Source organism: Bradyrhizobium sp. URHA0013 (assembly GCF_000518345.1).
GTDB lineage: Bacteria > Pseudomonadota > Alphaproteobacteria > Rhizobiales > Xanthobacteraceae > Bradyrhizobium.
This window is the reverse complement of record NZ_KI912426.1, coordinates 1,288,453-1,308,336: the sequence shown is the minus strand read 5'-3', so window position 1 is coordinate 1,308,336 and position 19,884 is coordinate 1,288,453. Positions and strand designations below refer to the sequence as shown.

Sequence of the window (19,884 nt, the reverse complement as noted above, 5' to 3'; positions counted from 1 at the left end):
GGGAGGATATGAGTCGTTTTGACTCATGGCCAATTGCCAAACGTTCAGTAGCCTATGAGCCGCACAGGGAGGGCTTCATGGCGAAACGAGCACAGAACGACAGAGCGGCTTTGCGTTTCATTTCATATCTGCGCGTATCGAAGGAATCCCAAGGCCTTCACGGGCTAGGGATTGAAGCGCAAAGGCGAGCGGTTAAGGATTATGTTTCGCGGCTGGGGGCCGCAGAGGCGCTCCTCGCAGAATACGTGGAGGTCGAGAGCGGTAAGCGGGATGCGCGACCACAATTGCTGCTGAGCATCGATCACGCCCGAAATGCGCGCGCTACCCTTGTCATCGCAAAGCTGGATCGGCTGTCACGAGATGTTCACTTTCTCACCGGTCTTGAACGAGCCGGCATCGAGTTCATCGCGTGTGACCTGCCAAACGCTAACAGATTAACAATCACAATTCTTGCCGCGGTTGCCGAGCATGAGCGGGAGATGATAGCAGAACGCACAAGAGCTGCGCTGGCCGTTGCGAAGGAACGGATCAGAGAGACCGGTCAGCGAGGGCATCCCCAAGTTCGTCGCCTTGGCAACCCGAACGGTGCGGCTCACCTGAAGCGGTACGGCAATCTGGCTGCTGTCTCTGCGCTGAAGGCAACTGCCGACGACACTGCAAGGCGTCTCCGGCCAAGTCTACTGGCAGTCATGGAAACGGGCGCAACGTCGGCTCGTAGCATCGCCACTGAGCTCAATGCCAGGGGTGTATTGACTCCGCGCGGGGCTCGCTGGGATTCTAAGGCTGTTATCAAGCTGCAACGCCGCTTGGCCGCCTTAGGCCAGCATTGCAAAGCAAGCTCCGACGCCAGCACCATTCCGGCCCACGAAGCTTAACTGCGCTCATGGCGACGACTCTCCGAAGCTCCGGAGGACACTGGTCATCTTAGCCGAGAGCCGACCGGCTTTCTGGGACCGGCGTATTGCTCGCGGGGAAGTGCCACGCGGCTTGATGGCGCGCTAGAGCAGTGATGAACTTACCGCGTAGCTCGGGCCTTTCACGCAGAGAAGCCAGCGCACTGCTCATTTTAGAACGGTGACGCGCCAAGTCCGGTCGATTCTTTTTCCAGCGAAATTACAGGGACTTACGAGCATTCTGGCGATTCGCAGCCTGACGCGCGAGAAACAGCTTGCGTTACTGCAATCACTGGAGTTTACTGTAGTGCAGTAATTGGAGAGAAATTGAAATGAAAACGATCACGGTTTCGAGCGCGGTGTTCGCAGCTATTTGGAAGGCTCACAAAGACGGAGATGAGTCCGAAGATACAATTTTGCGCCGGTTGCTCAATCTTCCTCCGGGCCCGTCGCCCGTTGCTTCTGAATCGGGTGCCGGCCGGATCGGGGGGTTCTATGACGAGCGAAGCGGAACGCATTTCCCTGAAGGGCGCCGAATCTTCCGAGTTTATAAAGGTCGAAAATATGAGGCGATTGCGGAGCGCGATAGGTTGTTCGTGCCTGCTTCGGGCAAGTCGTATCACTCTCTGAATAAGCTCTCGCGCTCGGTGCACGACGGCGAGGAAAACGCGTGGTTGAACTGGAAATTCAAAGACGAAGAAGGAAATGAGCACTTGATCGACGAACTACGAAAAGACTCGAGAAACAAAATCTCATCCCGTCGCATCGAATGACGGACACTCAACTAAATACCCAATCAAGGACTAAACACCATGGAAATTCTACAACGAGAGATCGACGCCACATGGTTGGCAGGACTGCTCGATGGCGTCGGCTATTTCGGCATCAAGGATAACAAGCCGTTCGTGCAATTAAAGACAACGGAGCCCGACCGTATCGTGGCCGCCGAAACGATCCTTGGCATGGCAGGCAAATCCTATGGTCCATTCGACAACGGAGGAGATTCAAAAAGGCCCCAGTATGCCTTGGATATAACCGGCGGCTATCTAGTGCTCCTAGAAAATCTGGTGGCTAGGCGGATGCGTACGGCAAGACGTCACCTCTTCCAGCAGCTGCGCGAACAAGTGCGGAGGCTGCGCAATCAGATCGGTCGATCTGGCCCTGGCCCCGGCCCCGGCCCCGGCAAGAAGTGAAGTCGCGATGCCTCGCGGGCGATATGCAAAGTCCGGGAAGATCGCTATGGAGCAACGGCTGCGTGATGGCTCAGCCTTTGCGCTCCGCTGCTCCATCCCCCACCCGGAAAGCGGGAAGGCATGTGGTCGCCCCACAATGCGGGCAGCTGGTGTCGGACTTTCGTCGTTATTCTGCAGACGTCACTGCGAACATCGCGCCCGTCACGGCTCTTTTTGGAAAAGCACGTACAAGTCGCGTGAGCTGAGGCCCTATCTCACGGCCGCTGCGACGTACGTTCGCCTGCGACGAACCTCTGACAAATTCATAGCTGCCGCCATTACCAACATTCGCGTCGCGCTAGATGAGGCTGGGCCCGTAGAAATCGCTACGCGGCTGAGGGGCATGTCAGCTGCCAAGCGGGCGAAGATTGGCCTGGCTCGATTGAGGGTCGCAGAGGTGGCTCCGGAGCGGATCGTCGCAACAGTACTCGCAGTTTCAGCGCTGATTGAGGATGACCCCAAGTCGCATCGTATAAGGGAGTTTCGAACGGTCCAGATCTGCAAGGCTTTACACCGCCTTGCGAGCGGCACCCATAAGGTTTGGGAAGTTCAAGACTGGCAAGGCCGGACGAGACGAACCGAACTCCACGCCTTTCCCAGGTCATCTGGGAAGGTGTTACGAATAATGGGCCGCATGATTGAAGAGCCCTGCGATTGGGTCGTCGAGAAGCACCTCTCGGGCGTATTGATCCATAAGAAGCGCTACGGACGCCATCCGCGACAGACACCCAATCAGCTGTTCTAGCCGACTGTACTTTTTCACCCCCCACGCAACGCCCGTGGAAGATCACGTTCCAGGCTCCGGGTGCGTCAATGTTCGACGTTCGAGCTGATCATTTTCAACACATAACTAAAGCCAATGCCTCAATCCCAACGCATGATGTTCGATTCCCTGCTTCGAGCGAAAAGCGCGGAGCTTCAAGCCGCAATCAAAGGGCTGGCGCGCCTGTTGTTGGACTACGAGGCCGCGAGCGGGTCCCGCAAGCGAGCGCGAAAGAAGACGGACGAGGCGAAATTCATTGTCGCCGTGGAGGCGCTCGCCTGCAATCTTATTCTGCTAGAGGCCACGGGGGGCGCCTCCAAGCTCGCAGTGCCTCGGTCACACGCCATTATCTGGCAGGGGAAGAGGAATGCAAACTCTGTTTTCGGCCAACACTTCCTAGACGCTATCGAACTCATGTCCGTTCTAGACCTCATCGTACAGGGGCGGCGGGGCTACAGGATCACCGCTAGATCGAAGATGCCGTCGCTTATCGAGCCACTGGAACGTCTTGCAGAACATCTTCCAATGTCTCCGCCGGATTGGCGCGCAATCCACCAGATTGATGATCCTGTGCTGATTGTCCTGAAGGAAGGAAAGGATGAGGATGGAAACGCCGCTGCTATCCTCTATCGCGAAACGGCCCAATCCAGAAAGTTTGCGAGCCAAGTTCGGAGCATAAGAAGTTTCTTGCGCAGGGCTGACATAGAGGTCGCCGGCCAGGACGACTCCGGGCCCTCTCTAGGTAAGGGTGGGCAAGTGATCGCGCCCTATCTCCGGTCGCTCAGGCGCGTCTTTAATAACGGCACTTGGCAGCACGGTGGTCGCCTTGCGGGCGCCGCTTTTTGGCTCTCAATGGGGCGAGCGGAACGCCAGCGCATCCGCATCGACGGCCAACGCATAGCGGAGGTCGATTATCGACAGCTATTCCCACGCCTCGCGTATGTCCGGGCCGGAGCGCCGCTGCCAGAAGTCGACCTCTATGATGTGTTCGGAGATGGCACCGGGCGCGATGGCTGCAAAAAGCTCATGAACGCGCTCCTATTCGTAAAGGGGCCGCTGAAGAATTGGCCCGAGGACACGCGCCAGCATTTTCCGCGCGGCATGAATCTTCGAACAGCAGTCGAGATACTCACCGCGAAGCATGCGCCCATTGCGCACCTGTTTGGGAAGGGCCTCGGGTTCCAACTGATGCGCATCGAGAGTGACATGCTCATCGCGGTACTTGCTGAGTTGTCAGCTGCTGGGGTCACCGCCCTGCCTCTCCACGATGCGGTGCTCGTCGCTGAAGCCCACGCGGGTGTGGCGCAAGAAACGATGGGGGCCGTTTTTCAGCGGTGGAGTCGCTCTCCCTGCGCGATCGTCTCAGTGAAATTTCCGCAATAACTACAGCACCCTGATTCTTACGCCTCCGCTAATGGAGGAGGAAGCTAGAGGGGGTGAGAACCTAGAGGGGGGAGCAACCTTGGTGGGTTTATCCCTGTGGGCCTCTAGGGTTTTCCTTCAAGTTGGGAGGTTACACACCCCTCCTACATGGCCACCTTTAATATCCACGAAGGCCGAGCTTGCAGCCCCGAAGGTCGATCCAGTAGGGCCACCTCTTAGTTCGGGCGGATCAGTCCCCCAGTCCCTTTATTGAGCCCCCTCGATGATGAAGCCGAAGGGATAGCGCGACGCAGAATGACCGAGCCTACTGGGGTCTGTTTTGGCGAGGGGCCGACATCCGCCCCACCACGAGCAAGGTACAGACAAGAATTGGGCACTCGCTTCGAATGACTTAGTCGACGCAAGAGGCTTTTGGTTCACCTTCCCAAAGGCGGCCAAACGCCACGCTTAAAGCCAGAGATTGCCCGTATTTACTCATACAACTTAGGTCTAGTTTGCGGTCGCATTTTCCGAGGCGATGCCGGTTGGCGCATCGTTCGACGAAGGGACGCCCTCATGTTCACAAAACGCGATTTTCTTCGCTCCGCCGCCCTAGCGTCAATCACGGCCTCAACCAATTCCGTCTTGGCGCAGGCGCAGACAAACCCCTCGTGGCCGAATCTGTTCGAAGCCAAGGCCATCGCAGAGGAAGGATTTATTTACGGGCTGCCCATCGTGATGAACTACGCTGTGATGTACGAGTATTCAGTTGACAAGAACTCAGGGCAGTACAAGGCGCCATTCAATCAGATCAAAAATGAACCGCGCGTATTCACCTACAAGGATACGGCCGTCATCACCCCCAACAGCGATACCCCGTATTCCATGTTATGGCTCGATTTGCGTGCAGAACCAATTGTGCTGTCGGTGCCCGCCATCGAAAAAGGCCGTTATTATTCGGTCATGCTGTGCGACGGCAACACATTCAACTACGGCTATATTGGTAGCCGTGCGACTGGCAGCGAGCCGGGTGACTACCTAGTAGTCGGCCCCAATTGGAACGGACCGACACCGCCCGGCATCAAAAAGGTATTTCAGTCAACGACGCAATTTTCCGTCGCAGCCTACCGCACCCAACTCTTCAATCCGGAAGACATGCCGAATGTCGAGAAGGTGCAGGCGGGCTACGGAGTGCAACCTTTGTCGACTTACCTGAAGCAGCCAGCGCCATCAGCCGCGCCCGCAATCGATTTTCCCAAAGCCAATAGCGAGTTGGTCAAAAAAAACTTCTTCGAATACCTCGACTTCGCGTTGCAGTTCGCGCCAGCGGGTCCGGAAGAAAGCCAGATCCGAGAGAAGCTCGCTCGCATTGGGGTCGGCTCCGGCAAGACCTTCAACTTCAAGGATCTACCACTGGAGCACAAGCTCGAAGTCGGGCTGGGCATGAAGGACGGCGAGGCCAAGGTTGAGAAGTACCTTGCGAGCGGACAGAAAGAAGTAAATGGCTGGCAAATCGGATCGTGGTTTGGAAACCGGGAATTTTATAGCGGCGACTGGCTGAAGCGGGCTGCCGCCGCCAAGGGCGGTATCTATGGTAATGACGCTGTAGAAGCCGTCTACCCCATGACTAAGGCGCTTGCTAACGGCGAGATCCTTGACGGGTCAAAGTCCAACTACTCGATCACCTTTCCGGCAGGACAACTCCCGCCAGTAGACGCCTTCTGGTCGGTGACCATGTATGACGGCAAGACGCAATTGCTGATCGAAAACCCGATCAACCGGTATTTGATAAACACGCCAATGCTGCCGACGATGAAGAAAAATCCCGACGGCTCCTTAACGCTCTACATCCAGAACAAATCACCAGGCGCTGATAAGGAGGCCAACTGGCTGGCTGCTCCCAATGGGCCAATTTATATTGTTCTGCGGCTCTATTGGCCGAAGACCGAACCGCCGTCGGTCTTGCCAGCTGGCGGGGGGACTTGGCAGCCGCCTGCCATCGTAGCGGCGAAATAGAAGCCATACGGCGCGACTTCCGTTTTGGGTCACATGCTGACATCGTGTGAGTGACTGCCGAAGTCCGCTTTGGATCGGGAGCGATTTTCGGCAATGCGTCGTCCGGCTACTTGTGACGGACCCCGCTCCCTCGCGGCCGGTGCTCAAAGTGATCGACTTGACACCGGACGAAATTGCCGCCCAAGAGCACGGTTCACCACCACGGCAAAGGTGCGCTAGCCACGAGATTAAGAAGCTCCTTTTTTCTCAAAGATCTGATGTCTCACTGAGGATCGAAACGTTGGGAGTCGATACCGTCCCAATAGAGGTGCTGATCCTCAATACCGACGAGTGTGAGCCCCGTGGTCCATCAAACCTTCGCACCTTTAAAGTAAAGAGCCATCGGAACTCCCTACTTTCTGCCGGCTCGGATTTGGCAACGAACGAATGCCTCATTAGGAGCGTCACCCGTGCGGCGCTTCGACCACCAACTTTTCCCATCGGGCGAGAATCCACCTCCGTTTTGGACCGCGCAGAGACAACCTAGTCGATCGTGCATTCTGTCGCATCGAGAATCGCCGCTAGGCGGCTGTGCCTGCTTCGCCGCTCGCGTTTGGTTCTCTCGATTGACTGTCTCCTTTGGCTTTTGGGAACGCTCCGAATTGCTCGACGGGTCGCCGGCCGTAAGAGCTGGCTTAATCAATTGCCACACCGGGTACAGATCAATGATGGGCTTCTCAGTCGGATGGTCGGGATTAGAGTTCGACAATCTAATCACGTTCTTTCCGTCCAGCTTTACGGCAATCGTCTCGCGGAACTTTAGTGAGAAGCCGTCTCCTTCAATGTATTCGGCAAATTGGGAATATCCGGCCGGCGTTTGCTGCCATGAGGCCTTTGTGGCTGGGCCCCAGAGCCAGTACCCGCTGGCCAAGCCGGCGGCTGAAACATCAGTGATAATCAGCATCGCGTGGCGGCCTCTGCCTTTTTCCCAGCCTTGCTTGCTGGACCACACGCCAACAAACTTCGCCTTTGCGCCAGATGACCCCGACCTACTGGCGGAGATGGTGAAGTCCGGTATTTTTAATTGCTGCTCGGCTCCTATCGCCGCTACCCGCCGACTGGCCTCAGTGGTAAATACGTTGCGATCAGCTGTTATTGTGCTCCCGGCCGCTGCTTCTTTCGGGGGTCTGATCTCCGTGTCAACTGCAGACACGATCGGCGCGGGAGCAACGGGCGATGCGAGGACGCTAGAAGCGGGAGCGGCCGGAGGACTTACAATTGGTCCTTTAAGGTAGATCTCCTCCTTTGACAGCGACCCGTACACAAAAGGCTGCTGTCCGCGCTTGGTCGCGGTCATTACATCATCGCGCACCCGACGAAATAAAAACGAGACTTCCAACCCGGGCGTCTCGATGTGTCGAAGAAGCGCGGTCGTGAATGGACTATTTCTTCCGTCGCCATCGCTGGCAGTGGTCCCGTCACGAGCGGCGTATGCAATAAGGACGTTCTCTGTTGGCTCTGTAGGAGCTAATCCACGCGATACGGCGCGGGTCGCCAAGGAACGCTTCATTTTCGATTCAAACGGGTTGTTGCGGCAGGCGTCCAGAACGATCATTCCCAACTGTCGCGCCTTGCTGACTTGAAGATTGAGCGATCTCAGACTGACCGCTTCGCTTTCGACATCAGTGTCGCTTCTTAACTCAGCGTCCGTGGGAATCAGCCAGTTTTCTCCCGCGGCTTCCATTCCATGGCCCGCATAGAAAACAACGGCCATCGTTGAGCCTTCCGCAGCCCGGCCAAACTCGACGATTGCCTTGCGCATATCGGCAGCGGTCCCATTACTAATCTGGGTGACCTTAAAGTCTAGGCGTTCCAAAGCACGCGCAACATCTGCCGCATCTCGTGTCGGATTCGGAAGCGTTGGTACTCGCAAGTACGCGCTGTTGCCGATGACCAATGCTACGCGCTCCGCGGCGGCTGCTGGTGCCGAAACCAACATGAAAAGAGAAAGTATGAAAGTAAGACGGCTCAACTTCGTTGGCTCCGCAAGCTATATAGGACTGCAATGCATCCAGCGTGATTGCGAGGTTCGAAACGCTCCATCGTATCGCCCCGTGTCCGCCGCAAGCGCTATCCGTTGTATAGGCTCTCGTACTTCCACGAGCAGTCGTAAAGCCCCTTAACGACTTCTTGCGAATGCATGAATGTGAGTACGATAGATGCATCGTCATCCCGCAACGTCAAAATAATCCGGTCGGACTTTGAAACAGTCGCAAAGAAATCACGAGACAGATCTGCTATCACGATAGTGTTCTTATCCTGAGCAGCAAACGGCGCGTCGATCTCGCGAACACCGGTTCGTCCGTTGTACAGGTTTATATGTGCAACGCGCTTTCCTGTCTTAGGAAGTATGCTCCACTGCATATTGCGGATAACGAGCTTCGATCCTTGGGGATGAGGCTCCCGTTTGTCGCCGAACGACGACGGACGCACCGTGAGCTGAGCCAGGGAACCGTCAGGCAGTGTAGTATTAGCAAAACAAGCAGCTGGCCTTCCTGAATTGAGCGGATAAGAGGTGCCGTGAACAGCCCACGTATTGTCGATCTGCTTCTTGAAGAACGATTCTGCCTTCTCTGCTGCAACTGAAGGGCCGGCGCAAAAGAGAAGAACCGCAAGCGCACGAATGAAACGCATAATTACCCCGAATATGTACCGAACCTGCCGTGCTTCACGCCGCGAGTGTATCCGCCCGACACCCGCTGTTCTATCTCGCGTTCTAAGAACTCGTTCGCTATCAACAGCGCCTTCACAGCTTCGCGGGCGTCACTGCCACAGGCTGCGATGGCCTGATCGGCCGCGGCTTCTAGTGCTAGTGCGTCTGACTGGAGTGTAGGGGCGGTAGTGGCAGGCATTGCTCTATCTCCCGCAATATTCATTGAAAAGTTCTCATTGTGTTCTAAGCGAGTCAAGGTAAGGAGAGAAGGAAAATGCGCGTGTGGGCAATCATCCTTGTCGGATTGGAGTTGGGCTTTGCTTCATCCGTCGATGCCGGGCCTATCGAGGAGGCTACCGCAGCGGAACGCCGCGACGATTGTCAAACCGCGGTTAAACTTTATCGGGAGCAAGCGGCGCATGGCGTTGCACAGGCGCTTTCGAGGTTGGGTTACTTTAGTAGTATTGGATATTGTGCAAAGCGCGATTGGCGTGAGGCTGCGAATTGGTACAGCCGAGCCGCCGACGCCGGAGACCAGGAGGCGATCGCTTCGCTGAGCCATATCGGGCGCAACTGGCGCTTTATGAATCGGGGGCAGCCCCTGCCGTCAGAGATTTATGCCGAGGTCGAGAAGGCGGCAAAGAGAGGAAGCGCGGTTGCTCAATACAGTCTCGGACTAATGAACTACCCCATTGGCGACCCAGGCTTCGACGCGACAAGGCCTACTCCAGGAATCGCCGGGAACCTGGCTGAAGCTATTACTTGGTTCCAGAGGGGCGCGGATCAAGGTGATTTCGACTCACTAGTAACACTAGCTACCGCGTATGCGGAGGGAATTGGCGTTGCGCAAGATTACGTCGAAGCGCACAAGCTGCTGAATGTCGCGGCTCCTAGAGTAAAATATGCCGACATGCGCAACGACATCATAAAACGACGGGATGAGCTGGCTACTAGGATGACAGCGACTCAGATCGCCGAAGCGCAAAAGCTTGCCCGGGACTGGAAGCCGGTCCGTTGAGAGCCGTAAGCTTGTCGGTATTGCTCACCCTGGCCACATTCTGTCACTCGGTGAGCGCCAGCGCAGTGATCAAGGGACAAGCAAGCATCATAGATGGAGATACGCTCGACATCCACGGCACGCACATTCGCCTGTGGGGTATCGATGCTCCCGAAAGCTCGCAGTTCTGCCGTGGCGAGGACAGCTTGCCATATCGATGCGGAGCGAAGTCAGCGAATGAGCTGGATAAATATATAGCAGCAGGCCAGTTAGCTCTGAGCCCGTAAGCCATGATGTCTATGGTCGCACAGTCGCAAAGTGTTCAGTTGGGGACTTGGACCTGGGAGACTGGCTAGTCCGGGCCGGGCTCGCGTTCGATTGGCCTCGTTACTCCAAAGGCAAATACGATGGCGCACAGCGCGAGGCCGAACGCGCCGGGCGGGGAGTATGGGCGGGGAGCTACGTGGCGCCTTGGCGATATCGCGCTTGCATCAATGAAGGTCGTAAGTCGGATAATTGCTCTGAGGGGGTCGAATAGGCATTTGCAGCCCGAGGGAACGCAATGCCGTAACACCCTACAAGCAAGAGCCTAAAGTAGGCTTGGCAAGGCGTGTGGGACTTGCGATACAACTCTTCAGATTGCAGGCTCTTCATCGAGTCGGCTCGCGGCTTGGGAGGTTAGAATTGACCGATTTAGGCGAGATAAAGAAAATTGTCGCCAAGAGCGTTTGGGCGCATGAGGAGATCGACTTCACCCCCTGGTTGGCGCGAGAAGAGAACATTGCGAAGCTAGGCAAGGAGATTGGACTGGAGTTGCAAGTCGAACGAGTTGAGGTCCCGGTAGGTCCTTATTGGGCAGACATACTCGCCCGAGAACTTCAAGGCGGCTATGTCGTCATCGAAAACCAGTTCGGCAAAACCGATCACGATCATCTTGGAAAAGTTCTTACATATGCGGCGACTCTCGGGGCGAGTGCGGTCGTTTGGATTGCAGAGCGATTTACGGATGAGCATCGGAAGGCGATCGAGTGGCTCAACGAGCACACAAGTGTCGATCTTAATCTTTACGCCGTAGAGGTTGAGCTTTGGCAAATCGATGCGTCGAAACCTGCGGTGCGTTTCAATGTACTCAGTAAGCCAACAAATATTGCACGGCAGGCAAACGTCGCAAAGTCCACTGCGCCACTAAGCGACGCTCGGAAATTGCAACTGGAATTTTGGACTGAGTTTAGCAAGAAGCTGTTGGAAAGAAAGGTGGTCCCGTCTACCCAAACGCCACAAGCGCAGTACTGGTTCAATGTGCCGCTTGGCAAAGCCAATATATATCTGTCGAACATCGCGAACACAGCTGACGGCCGTATCGGCGTGCGAGTGTACCTCGGAAAGAAAGTTGCTGAAACTGCTCTGCCCCAGCTGCTTGTTCATCGTTCCGCCGTTGAAACTGAGATCGGCCATAAATTGCAGTGGAATCCGAATCCCGAGAATGATGACAAGATCATCTCGCTTTCTCGCGAGGCAGACCTCTATGAACGAGAGAAGTGGCCGGAGTACATCGACTGGCTAGTCAATGAGGTCGACAACTTTAGGAAAGCCTTCGGCCCGCGAGTAAGAAATCTGAATCTGGCCCAGGAGATCGAGGTCGGGCAACCCGAGGCTCAGCCCTCCGCCTAGGATTTGGAGGACATGGGGAACTCAGTGAAGCCTGTGTTGTTTTTTGCGATTGCGGCACTCGTGATCTCGGTAGTATGGCTCGGCGCGGCCGTGGTCCGGCTCGAAAGCTATCCCTACGCTAACTTTATTGGCGCCTGTTCGCAGTTCAACATCAAGGATGCTCAACAGCGAATTGACCGTGAGGCGTGCCTTGATGGTGCGGAAACCCGTACGAATTGGGCTTGGCACCTCGTTTACGGTCTGAAGATTTTGTGAGGTGAATGGATGGGTGGCGTCAGCAGCTTCCCTGGAAATCGGCACGCGCGGCCAAAGCAGAATCCAAGAGGATGAATGGTCCAAGAATCGCTTCAATTGTTGACTGACCTGGATGACATCCGTGATGCTTTCTCGGTTTGGCGAGATGCTATGGAGCAGCACGGCGAGAGGCTTGCGAGCGTTTGGTGGCTTTCGACTGGGAAGATCTACTTCCGCAGAAATGGCAATGATAACAAACTGGGCTTGGATCCTACTGGTGATCATTGGACTGTCGAGCTGAACGAGCCCGAGCAAGGAACAGAAAATCCTTTGTCTGGCGTGGCGCGAGATTCAGCCGGGCAACGTTATCTACTTAGACAAGGCACGCTGCACAAGAATGCTCAATCTGCTCGCATTGAGAGCCCTGATTTCGAAGAACGAACTGGCCTTAGGCCCGCTGCGGTAACGATAGAAGGCAAACCAGCAAAACGGGCGTGGTTCATAGTGACGCCGCTTGACCGCCCGGCAGCGGAAATCTGTCAGAACACGGCGGCCTTTGTACTTCGGTGCGGCCTCGCGAGAAACCCCGACGCGGCGGCGGCGGCGAAACAGGACGATAGGCGCCTCGTCGAATTATTCGGTCCGCCGGAGAAAGGCGGCAAGATCGCGGGGCAACCTACGCTTAGTAGCAAGGAGCGATGGCGCATCCATGGCGAGGTCTGGCAGAAGCTGAAGGGCCTCGTCGACGCGGATGGGCGTGAACTGATCAAACCCCTGCACGCTTACGGCTACGAGGTTGATGGTGTAGTCGAAGCCCAAGCTGGGAAGCTGCTGCTTGAGATTAAGACCGGTGTCGCGGCGGCAGACGTTTATGAGGGCATAGGTCAGCTAACCCTCTATCCGAGGCTGTTGCCGAGGCTTTCCGGGCACCGCCGAATTCTGCTTCTTCCCGGCTCACCTAGCATCCCGCTCGTTGCAGCCGTCCGTGAATGCGGGGTTGAGCTTCATTGCTACAGCTTCAAGAGGGACAGCGAAAAGGTAGATGTCTGCTTCTCTCCGCAGTTTCTCAAACTGTGTGATCTCGGCCTCTAGTGGTGCCACCCGTTGCGAGCTGATGCGATCGGTCGCGAGCGGCTTGATGGACGATCCTTTTGTCATAGGGCGCCCAACGCTCTGCTGGGTGTTCGATTGGTCAGAAAATTTCAGGGGCAAGTCGCGTTTCCGGATACGTAGCTCAGAGTTAAAGCGAGTCGTTCTCCGACCTCGGGAAACTCAATGGTCGCCGCCCCACCGTCGGCACAACGTAAACTGATCCGCCGTACACCAACATTGTCGATTGAGAGAGGTGGGATGCATGCGCCGGTTAACGCTCGCATTGCTTCACCGCCACTCTCGACCTGCTTGCGGACGGACGTCGAGAGGAGCTTTCCGCATCGATACCAAACTTCAAGCGATGCCCCATCGGGCCGCCTACAAATTCGGATGTCCAGATTCTCGACGGGATTTGGAGGCTGAAGCCTGTCAATTTTGCTGGCGCAAGCAGCAGCCATGACGGGAGCAGCATCCTTCATCGACATGTTTGGTCTGAGCCCAAAGACCTCCCAATCCTTCCCAGAAGCCCCTTGGACAGCCAGCAGAGACAGTGAGAGGGTGAGCAACTTGATTGGTCGCATGTCAACTCTGGGTCGGCGTGGCGGTGGCGCTCGACACGGCGGGCACCGAAGTTTGCCGTTGGGGGCAGGCGTTAGGGTCGGCGTTGGGGTACGTCAGCTACCCAGAGCACAACTATTCAATGTTTTCAGGTGGTTGTCGACGTGTGCGGAAGTTGGCTGGGGAACTAGGATTCGAACCTAGACAAACAGAGTCAGAGTCTGTTGTGCTACCGTTACACCATTCCCCAACGGAATAGCCGAACAAATTCAATGGCTTATTGAATAGCCCGGCTGGGGCCGGAAGCGCATTCAGCGCAAATCACGGCTCAGGCGTGGCAGCGTTCTACCCGCTCGGCCGTGGGCTGGCAAGCGCTGCAGTGGATGGGCTGCGTGCCTCCCCCGGAGATCCCGCGGTCAGCTACTCCAGCTTGATGTTCGCGGCTTCGATCACCTTCTTCCAGCGCGCCGTTTCCGCGGCGATGTAGGCCGCGAACGGTTCGGAATCCACCGCAGCCGCGGTTGCGCCGAGCTCAGCCATCTTCTGCACCGTCTCCGGCTGCTGCATGAAGGCGCGGATCTCGGCCGAGAGCTTTTCGACGATCGGCTTCGGCGTCGCGGCGGGAACGAAGAAGCCATGCCAGGCGACGGCCTCGAAGCCGGGCAGGAATTCGGCGACCGCGGGCGTTTCCGGATCGAAGGCGGCGCGCTTGGGCGTTGCGGTCGCAAGCATCGCGAGCTGGCCGGTCTTCACCTGCGGCAGCAGCAGCGGCACGTTGTCGAAGGCCAGATCGATCTGGCCACTGAGCAGATCCTCGGGGTTGCCTGTCTCGACCTTGGCTACACCGTGCTGTCGCACGGATCGTTGCGGCCGATCGTCGAACCGCTGCTGCGCGATCTCGTGCCTGATGTCGGCGATGCGGCCTCGCTCGGGATCCTCGACGGCGGCGACGTGGTTTATCTCGCGCGCATCGGCGCGGGCCTCGACCGCCACAAGATGGATCGCCGGCCGGGCACGCGCATTCCCGCCTACAGCGCCGCGCTCGGTCATGCCATGCTGGCGCATCTGGCGCGGGACGAGCAGATCGAGCGACTGGAAGCGCGCCCTCGCGTCAAATTGTCGGAGCGAACGCTGACCGATCTCGATGCCCTGCTCGCCCGGCTCGATCAGGTGAAGAAGAAGGGCCATGCCGTCTCCGACGGCGAGAACGCCTATGGCCTGCGCACGCTGGCAACGCCGATCTTCGATGCCCGGGGTCTCGTGATCGGGGGATTGAGCGTCACTGTCGATGCGATGCGCATGGACATGCAGACCTTCCGCGACCAGGCACTGCCAAGGCTGATGCAGGCGACGCGAGAGGTGCAGGACCTCGCGATCAAGTCGGGATTGACGAGCTGAGGGCGGCGTTCAAATCACGATGTGATCGAAGTCGGCAGCGATCCGGGTATTTGGAAAAATCCCTATCGCCTCGGCCAGAATTTCTTCGTCCCGATAACGCCCCGACATGTGATTCAGCACGAGTTGCCCGACGTTGTTCGCTGCGGCAAATGCAGCCGCCTCGCGGGCGGTGAGGTGGCCATAGTCCCGTGCGGTCGCGGCGTCGCGATCGAGGAAGGTCGCCTCGACCACCAGCAGATCGGCGTCGACGACATGTTTGGATAGCCCGTCGGTGGTTTCGGTGTCGCCGATTACCACGAGCTTCCTGCCGCCGCTCGGCGGCCCCAAAACGTCTTCCGGATCGATCGTACGGCCGGCGATCACGACCGGTCGTCCCGCCGCCAGTTCTCCGCGCATCGGCCCATCGGGAACACCGAGCCCAGCGAGTCGCTCCCGCTCCAGATGGCGACGTGCGGGGCTCCGGAAGGAAAAACCAAAGCTGTCGGTGTCCCGGTGGCGGACCGGAAAGCAGTCGATGGTGAAGTCACCGGCGTCGATAACTTGTCCTTCAATCAGCGGCGCGAACTCCGCAGGGATCGGCGCCCTGCCTGTGCCCCACAGGCCGGCAAGCATGCGGATGACGATGTCGAGTGTCCCCTGCCCACCATGGACGGTCATCACGTCCGATTGCTGGCGCAACCCCAGCGTCGAGAAGAGACCGGGGATGCCGAGCACGTGATCGAGATGGGCATGCGTCAGCAGAATGCGGTCAAGCCGCCGAAACCCCGCACCGCTGCGCAGCAACTGGCGCTGCGTGCCCTCGCCGCAATCGATGAGGACCCGCTTGCCCGCAGCCTCCACGAGGAGAGCCGGATGGTTGCGCTCCGTCGACGGAACGCTTGCCGAGGTCCCAAGGAATGTCAGGGCGAACATGCTCGTCAGTATCCAGACTTCACCGCCCCCAATGCCACGCGAGCAGCAGCGCGTACAGAGCCCATCGATCCGCATCAAGCGCCGGTCCCCGCAGGACGCTCGAAAAAAAACGCGAAAACAACCCCATGCACAGTACAAATCATTGAAGAATTTCGCACCGCGTGGCGGGTATCCTGCCCGCAAAGACGGTTTGACTCGTCGGGCAAAACAGGCGCAGAATTGGATGATCCCAGATTTTGAATCCGCAAGTCGCGCCGACGCCGTGAGCGGTTCGGATGGCATGGCCGACCGCACCTTTTCCCGCCGCATGTTCGATACATGAATCGACTCGCGGCTTGCAGCCGAACGACCTCGACACGGCGAGGCGAGACAATGGAGATCGTGATGCAACGGGGACTGCCGCAGATGCCCACTGACTGGGACTACGGTTCGATCAGCACACTGCTGAGCGCCCTGCACGCGCGCAAGGTTTCTGCGTCGGAGTTGATCGAGCATACGATCGCGCGCATCGAGGCGCTGGACGGGCGGATCAATGCCGTCGTCGTTCGCGATTTCGATCGCGCAAGAGACGCCGCACGCGCCGCCGATGCCGCGCTTGGCCGCGGCGAGCAGCAGCCATTGCTCGGCATCCCCGTGACGTTGAAAGAACCGTTCAACGTCGCCGGCCTGCCGACGACATGGGGCTTTCCGCATTTCAGGGATTTCCAGCCGGCGGAGGACGCCCTTGTCGTCTCGCGCTTGAAGGCAGCGGGCGCTGTCATCATCGGCAAGACCAACATCCCGATCGGTCTGCGGGATTTTCAGAGCTACAATGAGATCTACGGGACGACGAGCAATCCATGGGATCTCGGCCGGTCGCCCGGCGGCTCCTCAGGCGGATCGGGTGCGGCGCTGGCTGCGGGATTCGGACCGCTCTCGATCGGCTCGGACATCGGCGGCTCGATCCGGGTGCCCGCGCATTTCTGCGGTGTGTTCGGACACAAGCCGAGCCTCGGCTTGGTCCCGCTGCGCGGATACAGCCTGCCGCCGGCGCCGCCCGTGCCTGGCCAGGGCGATCTGGCCGTCGTCGGGCCGATGACGCGCACCGCCTCGGATCTTGCGCTCGCCCTCGACGTGATCGCCGGCCCCGATGAGACACGCGAGGGGATCGGGTATCGTCTCGGGTTACCGGCCCCGCGCCACGACCAGCTCAGGGATTTCAGGATCCTCGTGATCGATACGCATCCGTTGATGCCGACAGGCGACGCCGTGCGTTCCGCCATCGGGCGATTGGCCGAACGGCTCGAACGATCAGGCGCGCGGGTTGCGCGCTCGAGCGCATCGCTGCCCGACCTCGCCGAATCCGCGCGGCTCTACATGAAGCTGCTCAACGCCGCGCGCAGCCCGCGCCTGACACCGGCCGCCCTCGCGGAGGCGCAAGGAGTTGCCGCGGCACTCTCGCCCGAGGACCGCAGCCTGCAGGCCGAGCGCGCGCGGGGCTGGGCGATGGTCCATCGTGAATGGCTGGCGACCGATGCGGCGCGCCTGCGGCTGCAACAACGATGGCAGGAGCTTTTCCGCGACTTCGACGCAGTGATCTACCCCGCCGCCGCCGTGCCGGCCTTTCCCCAGGACCAGTCCGAGCCGTTCGACGCGCGGCAACTGGATATCGATGGACAGCTCTATCCCTATGCCGATGCGTGCTTCATCTGGGCAGACCCCGCTTCGACCTGCGGACTGCCTGCGACCGCCGTTCCGATCGAGCGCACGCCATCGGGCCTGCCGATCGGCGTCCAGATCATCGGGCCTTATCTCGAGGACCGCACCACGATTGCGCTCGCCGGACTGATGGAACGCGAGTTCGGCGGCTTCGTCCCGCCGCCGTCGCTGTCTGCCAAGTAGTGACGAACTGATCGAGGGCGATTAAGTTCTGTTGGCCGACTGCGCTTCGACCGCCTGCACGGCGACACTCGCGACCTGCTGCAACGCTTCGCGGTCCGAGCCTGACGACGCCATCACGCCCATACCGACGGATACCGCTGAGACATAGCGTGCGAGTGCCGCGGGATCGGCGCTCTCCTTGAGATCGCCTTCGGCCTTTGCGCGAATGAAGCGATCGCGGAGCTGATCTTCGTTCTCGGCGCGGCGGGCGGCGAGTTCAAAAGGGACGCTCTCTGATCCGGTGCCGCACGCAATGCCGCCCTGCACGAGCAGGCAGCCCGGCGGGTTGGCCGGATCAGTTTGCTTGTCGGCGATGCCCATCAGCATCCGCTCGGCGACGTCGCGGGCGGTGGGTGCCGCCACCACCTCGTCCATCCAGACGTTGCGCAGTTTGGTATAGCGGTCGAGTGCGGCCTTCAGCAGCCCTTCCTTGTTGCCGAAACAGGCGTAGAGGCTGGGTGGATTGATCCCCATGGCCTCGGTCAACTGGGCGATCGTGGCACCCTCGTAGCCATGGCGCCAAAACACTTCCATCGCCTGGTCCAACGCCGTTTCGGCGTCGAATTCGCGGGGGCGTCCCATGCCCATGTGCCTGTTCTCCTCGAAATCGGCGTCGTCCCTGAGCCTAACGCCAGACCCTATCTCTTTGTTCTCGCTTTATTTTCTCTTCCACTTGCCAACTCTTGCGGTAAGTGGCTACAATTTTCTTAGCGGACGGTACATAAGTATCTTGCGCTGCGGTATCCAGCTCCACATCTGTAGTGAACACTACATATCTGGAGCGCGCAAATGCCCCCCTCCCAAAATACCTCTCGCCCTGGCCGTGTCCGCCGCCTTCTCGGCGGCGTCGCCATCATGGGCGCTCTCGTCGTAGCCGGCTCGATCGCGACCGGCCATTACTTTCGTGCCGCGCAGGCGGCCGCGACCGCCGCGGCCGAGCAAGCCGTCCCCGTCACTGTCGCGCTGATCGAACCAAAGCAGACGGTGCTGTGGGACGATTTCTCCGGCCGGCTCGAGGCCATCCAGCGCGTCGAGCTTCGCCCGCGCGTGGCCGGTGCGATCCTGTCGACCAACTTCACCGAAGGTGCGCTGGTGAAGGCAGGCGACGTCCTGTTCAAGATCGACCCGGCGCCCTACGCGGCCGAGGTCGACAAGGCCGCGGCCCAGCTCGAAGCTGCGAAAGCGCGCGTCGTGTTCACGCAGAATGAGCTCGAGCGCGGCGCGCAACTGGTAGGCAACGCGGTGGTCACGCGGCGCGACTACGATCAGCGCGACAACGCCAACCGCGAGGCCATCGCCAACGTGAAGGCGGCCGAGGCGACGCTCCAGACCGCAAAACTCAATCTGGATTACACCGAGGTCCGTGCGCCCGTGGACGGCCGCGTCGGCAAGATCGAAATCACCGTCGGCAATCTCGTCGCCGCCGGCACCGCCTCTCCGGTGCTGACGTCGCTGGTCTCGGTCAATCCGATCTATGCGTCATTCGATGCGGATGAAGAGCTGGTGGTGCGGGCGTTGAACTCGATTTCCGAGGACTCCGGCAAGCGCGGCAATCTCGACCAGATCCCGGTCGCGATGGCGACCTCCGGTGGTCTCTCGGCGAAGGGGCACATCCAGCTCATCGACAATCAGGTCAACGGCCAGAGCGGCACCATCCGTGTCCGCGCGGTGTTCGACAACGAGGACGGGCGTTTCATCCCCGGTCAGTTCGCCCGCGTGCGCATGGGCCAACCCAAGCAGCAATCGCTGGTCATGATCGACGAGCGCGCGATCGGCACCGATCAGGACAAGAAGTTCGTAATGGCGGTCGGCGACGATAGCCGCGCGGTCTACCGGTCGATCACGCTCGGCGGCTCGGTGGACGGGTTGCGTATCGTGACGGCCGGGCTGAAGACCGGCGACCGCATCATCGTCAACGGCCTCCAGCGCGTGCGCCCGGGTGCCCTGCTCAAGACGGAGATCGCGGCAATGGGCGCGCGCGGGCCGCAGCAGGCATCCAACCACAGCAATCAGGACGTCGTGCAGCGTTAGCGTCGCCGCCATGCCGGAGCGCGCGGGCAGCGCGAACCGGAATGTCGAAATCGTTGAACTACCTAGACATACTTCTGGATTCCGGGTTCGCGGCTTTGTCCGCGCCCCGGAAT

Annotated in this window: 20 protein-coding genes and 1 tRNA gene; 15 read left to right on the top strand and 6 right to left on the bottom strand. The window is 58.8% G+C overall.

Features of this window, described 5'->3' with window-relative positions; translation table 11 throughout:
* Positions 1-77: 77 nt before the first annotated feature.
* The 5 genes from N551_RS36315 to N551_RS0126670 all read left to right on the top strand — a co-directional run bounded on the left by N551_RS36315 (position 78) and on the right by N551_RS0126670 (position 6,266).
* Positions 78-875 carry a recombinase family protein gene (locus tag N551_RS36315; protein ID WP_051462963.1) on the top strand — a complete coding sequence of 266 codons (798 nt, stop codon included), beginning with the start codon at positions 78-80 and terminating at the stop codon, positions 873-875.
* A gap of 350 nt (positions 876-1,225) precedes the next feature.
* A complete protein-coding gene (locus N551_RS0126690) occupies positions 1,226-1,666 on the top strand; it encodes a hypothetical protein (RefSeq protein WP_027569515.1) in 441 nt (146 codons plus the stop codon).
* A gap of 39 nt (positions 1,667-1,705) precedes the next feature.
* Complete coding sequence (locus tag N551_RS0126685; protein WP_027569514.1) at positions 1,706-2,086, top strand: hypothetical protein; 381 nt, start codon at positions 1,706-1,708, stop codon at positions 2,084-2,086.
* 916 nt (positions 2,087-3,002) lie between these two features.
* Positions 3,003-4,271: a hypothetical protein gene (locus N551_RS0126675; RefSeq protein ID WP_027569513.1), complete on the top strand. Its 1,269-nt coding sequence runs from the start codon at positions 3,003-3,005 to the stop codon at positions 4,269-4,271.
* 555 nt (positions 4,272-4,826) lie between these two features.
* Positions 4,827-6,266 (top strand): DUF1254 domain-containing protein, encoded by a 1,440-nt coding sequence (locus N551_RS0126670; RefSeq protein WP_027569512.1) that lies wholly within the window; start codon positions 4,827-4,829, stop codon positions 6,264-6,266.
* Between the two features lie 391 nt (positions 6,267-6,657).
* On the opposite strand, the gene N551_RS36700 is transcribed toward N551_RS0126670, so the two are convergent.
* Complete coding sequence (locus tag N551_RS36700) at positions 6,658-8,277, bottom strand: caspase family protein (protein WP_155809946.1); 1,620 nt, start codon at positions 8,275-8,277, stop codon at positions 6,658-6,660.
* Positions 8,278-8,375: 98 nt separating this feature from the next.
* Entirely contained in the window at positions 8,376-8,939 is a 564-nt protein-coding gene (locus N551_RS38400) for a hypothetical protein (protein WP_155809945.1), read from the bottom strand.
* Between the two features lie 293 nt (positions 8,940-9,232).
* On the opposite strand from N551_RS38400, the gene N551_RS0126650 reads away from it, so the two are divergent.
* The 6 genes from N551_RS0126650 (at position 9,233) to N551_RS0126635 (ending at position 12,952) form a co-directional block, all read left to right on the top strand.
* Positions 9,233-9,976: a tetratricopeptide repeat protein gene (locus tag N551_RS0126650; protein ID WP_027569509.1), complete on the top strand. Its 744-nt coding sequence runs from the start codon at positions 9,233-9,235 to the stop codon at positions 9,974-9,976.
* 11 nt (positions 9,977-9,987) lie between these two features.
* Positions 9,988-10,242: a thermonuclease family protein gene (locus N551_RS39790; protein ID WP_371180105.1), complete on the top strand. Its 255-nt coding sequence runs from the start codon at positions 9,988-9,990 to the stop codon at positions 10,240-10,242.
* Positions 10,206-10,493, top strand: coding sequence for a thermonuclease family protein (locus N551_RS39785; protein ID WP_371180138.1), 288 nt, complete (start codon positions 10,206-10,208; stop codon positions 10,491-10,493). Before N551_RS39790 ends, N551_RS39785 begins: the two co-directional genes overlap by 37 nt.
* A gap of 146 nt (positions 10,494-10,639) precedes the next feature.
* Positions 10,640-11,626 carry a DUF4268 domain-containing protein gene (locus tag N551_RS0126645; RefSeq protein ID WP_027569508.1) on the top strand — a complete coding sequence of 329 codons (987 nt, stop codon included), beginning with the start codon at positions 10,640-10,642 and terminating at the stop codon, positions 11,624-11,626.
* Positions 11,627-11,638: 12 nt separating this feature from the next.
* Positions 11,639-11,881: a hypothetical protein gene (locus N551_RS0126640; protein WP_051462913.1), complete on the top strand. Its 243-nt coding sequence runs from the start codon at positions 11,639-11,641 to the stop codon at positions 11,879-11,881.
* Between the two features lie 75 nt (positions 11,882-11,956).
* Positions 11,957-12,952, top strand: coding sequence for a hypothetical protein (locus tag N551_RS0126635; protein ID WP_027569506.1), 996 nt, complete (start codon positions 11,957-11,959; stop codon positions 12,950-12,952).
* A 734-nt stretch (positions 12,953-13,686) separates the two neighbouring features.
* Here N551_RS0126635 and N551_RS0126630 read toward each other — a convergent pair.
* Both N551_RS0126630 and N551_RS36300 read right to left on the bottom strand, forming a co-directional pair.
* Positions 13,687-13,760, bottom strand: a tRNA-Gln gene (locus N551_RS0126630).
* Positions 13,761-13,930: 170 nt separating this feature from the next.
* Complete coding sequence (locus N551_RS36300) at positions 13,931-14,368, bottom strand: tripartite tricarboxylate transporter substrate-binding protein (RefSeq protein ID WP_245287856.1); 438 nt, start codon at positions 14,366-14,368, stop codon at positions 13,931-13,933.
* Here N551_RS36300 and N551_RS36295 point away from each other — a divergent pair.
* Entirely contained in the window at positions 14,357-14,908 is a 552-nt protein-coding gene (locus N551_RS36295) for an IclR family transcriptional regulator (RefSeq protein WP_245287855.1), read from the top strand. The two genes, N551_RS36300 and N551_RS36295, sit on opposite strands and share 12 nt — an antisense overlap.
* A 9-nt stretch (positions 14,909-14,917) precedes the next feature.
* Here N551_RS36295 and rnz read toward each other — a convergent pair whose 3' ends face one another.
* Positions 14,918-15,820, bottom strand: coding sequence for a ribonuclease Z (gene rnz, locus N551_RS0126615; RefSeq protein ID WP_027569505.1), 903 nt, complete (start codon positions 15,818-15,820; stop codon positions 14,918-14,920).
* Between rnz and N551_RS38395 the strand changes: the two genes are divergently transcribed.
* Positions 15,819-16,142, top strand: coding sequence for a hypothetical protein (locus N551_RS38395; RefSeq protein ID WP_155809944.1), 324 nt, complete (start codon positions 15,819-15,821; stop codon positions 16,140-16,142). The genes rnz and N551_RS38395 overlap by 2 nt on opposite strands.
* A 62-nt stretch (positions 16,143-16,204) precedes the next feature.
* Positions 16,205-17,701: an amidase gene (locus N551_RS0126605; RefSeq protein WP_035963125.1), complete on the top strand. Its 1,497-nt coding sequence runs from the start codon at positions 16,205-16,207 to the stop codon at positions 17,699-17,701.
* A 21-nt stretch (positions 17,702-17,722) separates the two neighbouring features.
* On the opposite strand, the gene N551_RS0126600 is transcribed toward N551_RS0126605, so the two are convergent.
* Entirely contained in the window at positions 17,723-18,328 is a 606-nt protein-coding gene (locus tag N551_RS0126600) for a TetR/AcrR family transcriptional regulator (protein ID WP_027569503.1), read from the bottom strand.
* 201 nt (positions 18,329-18,529) lie between these two features.
* Here N551_RS0126600 and N551_RS0126595 point away from each other — a divergent pair, with 201 nt between their 5' ends.
* Positions 18,530-19,771 (top strand): efflux RND transporter periplasmic adaptor subunit, encoded by a 1,242-nt coding sequence (locus tag N551_RS0126595; protein ID WP_027569502.1) that lies wholly within the window; start codon positions 18,530-18,532, stop codon positions 19,769-19,771.
* The last annotated feature ends 113 nt before the right edge of the window (positions 19,772-19,884 follow it).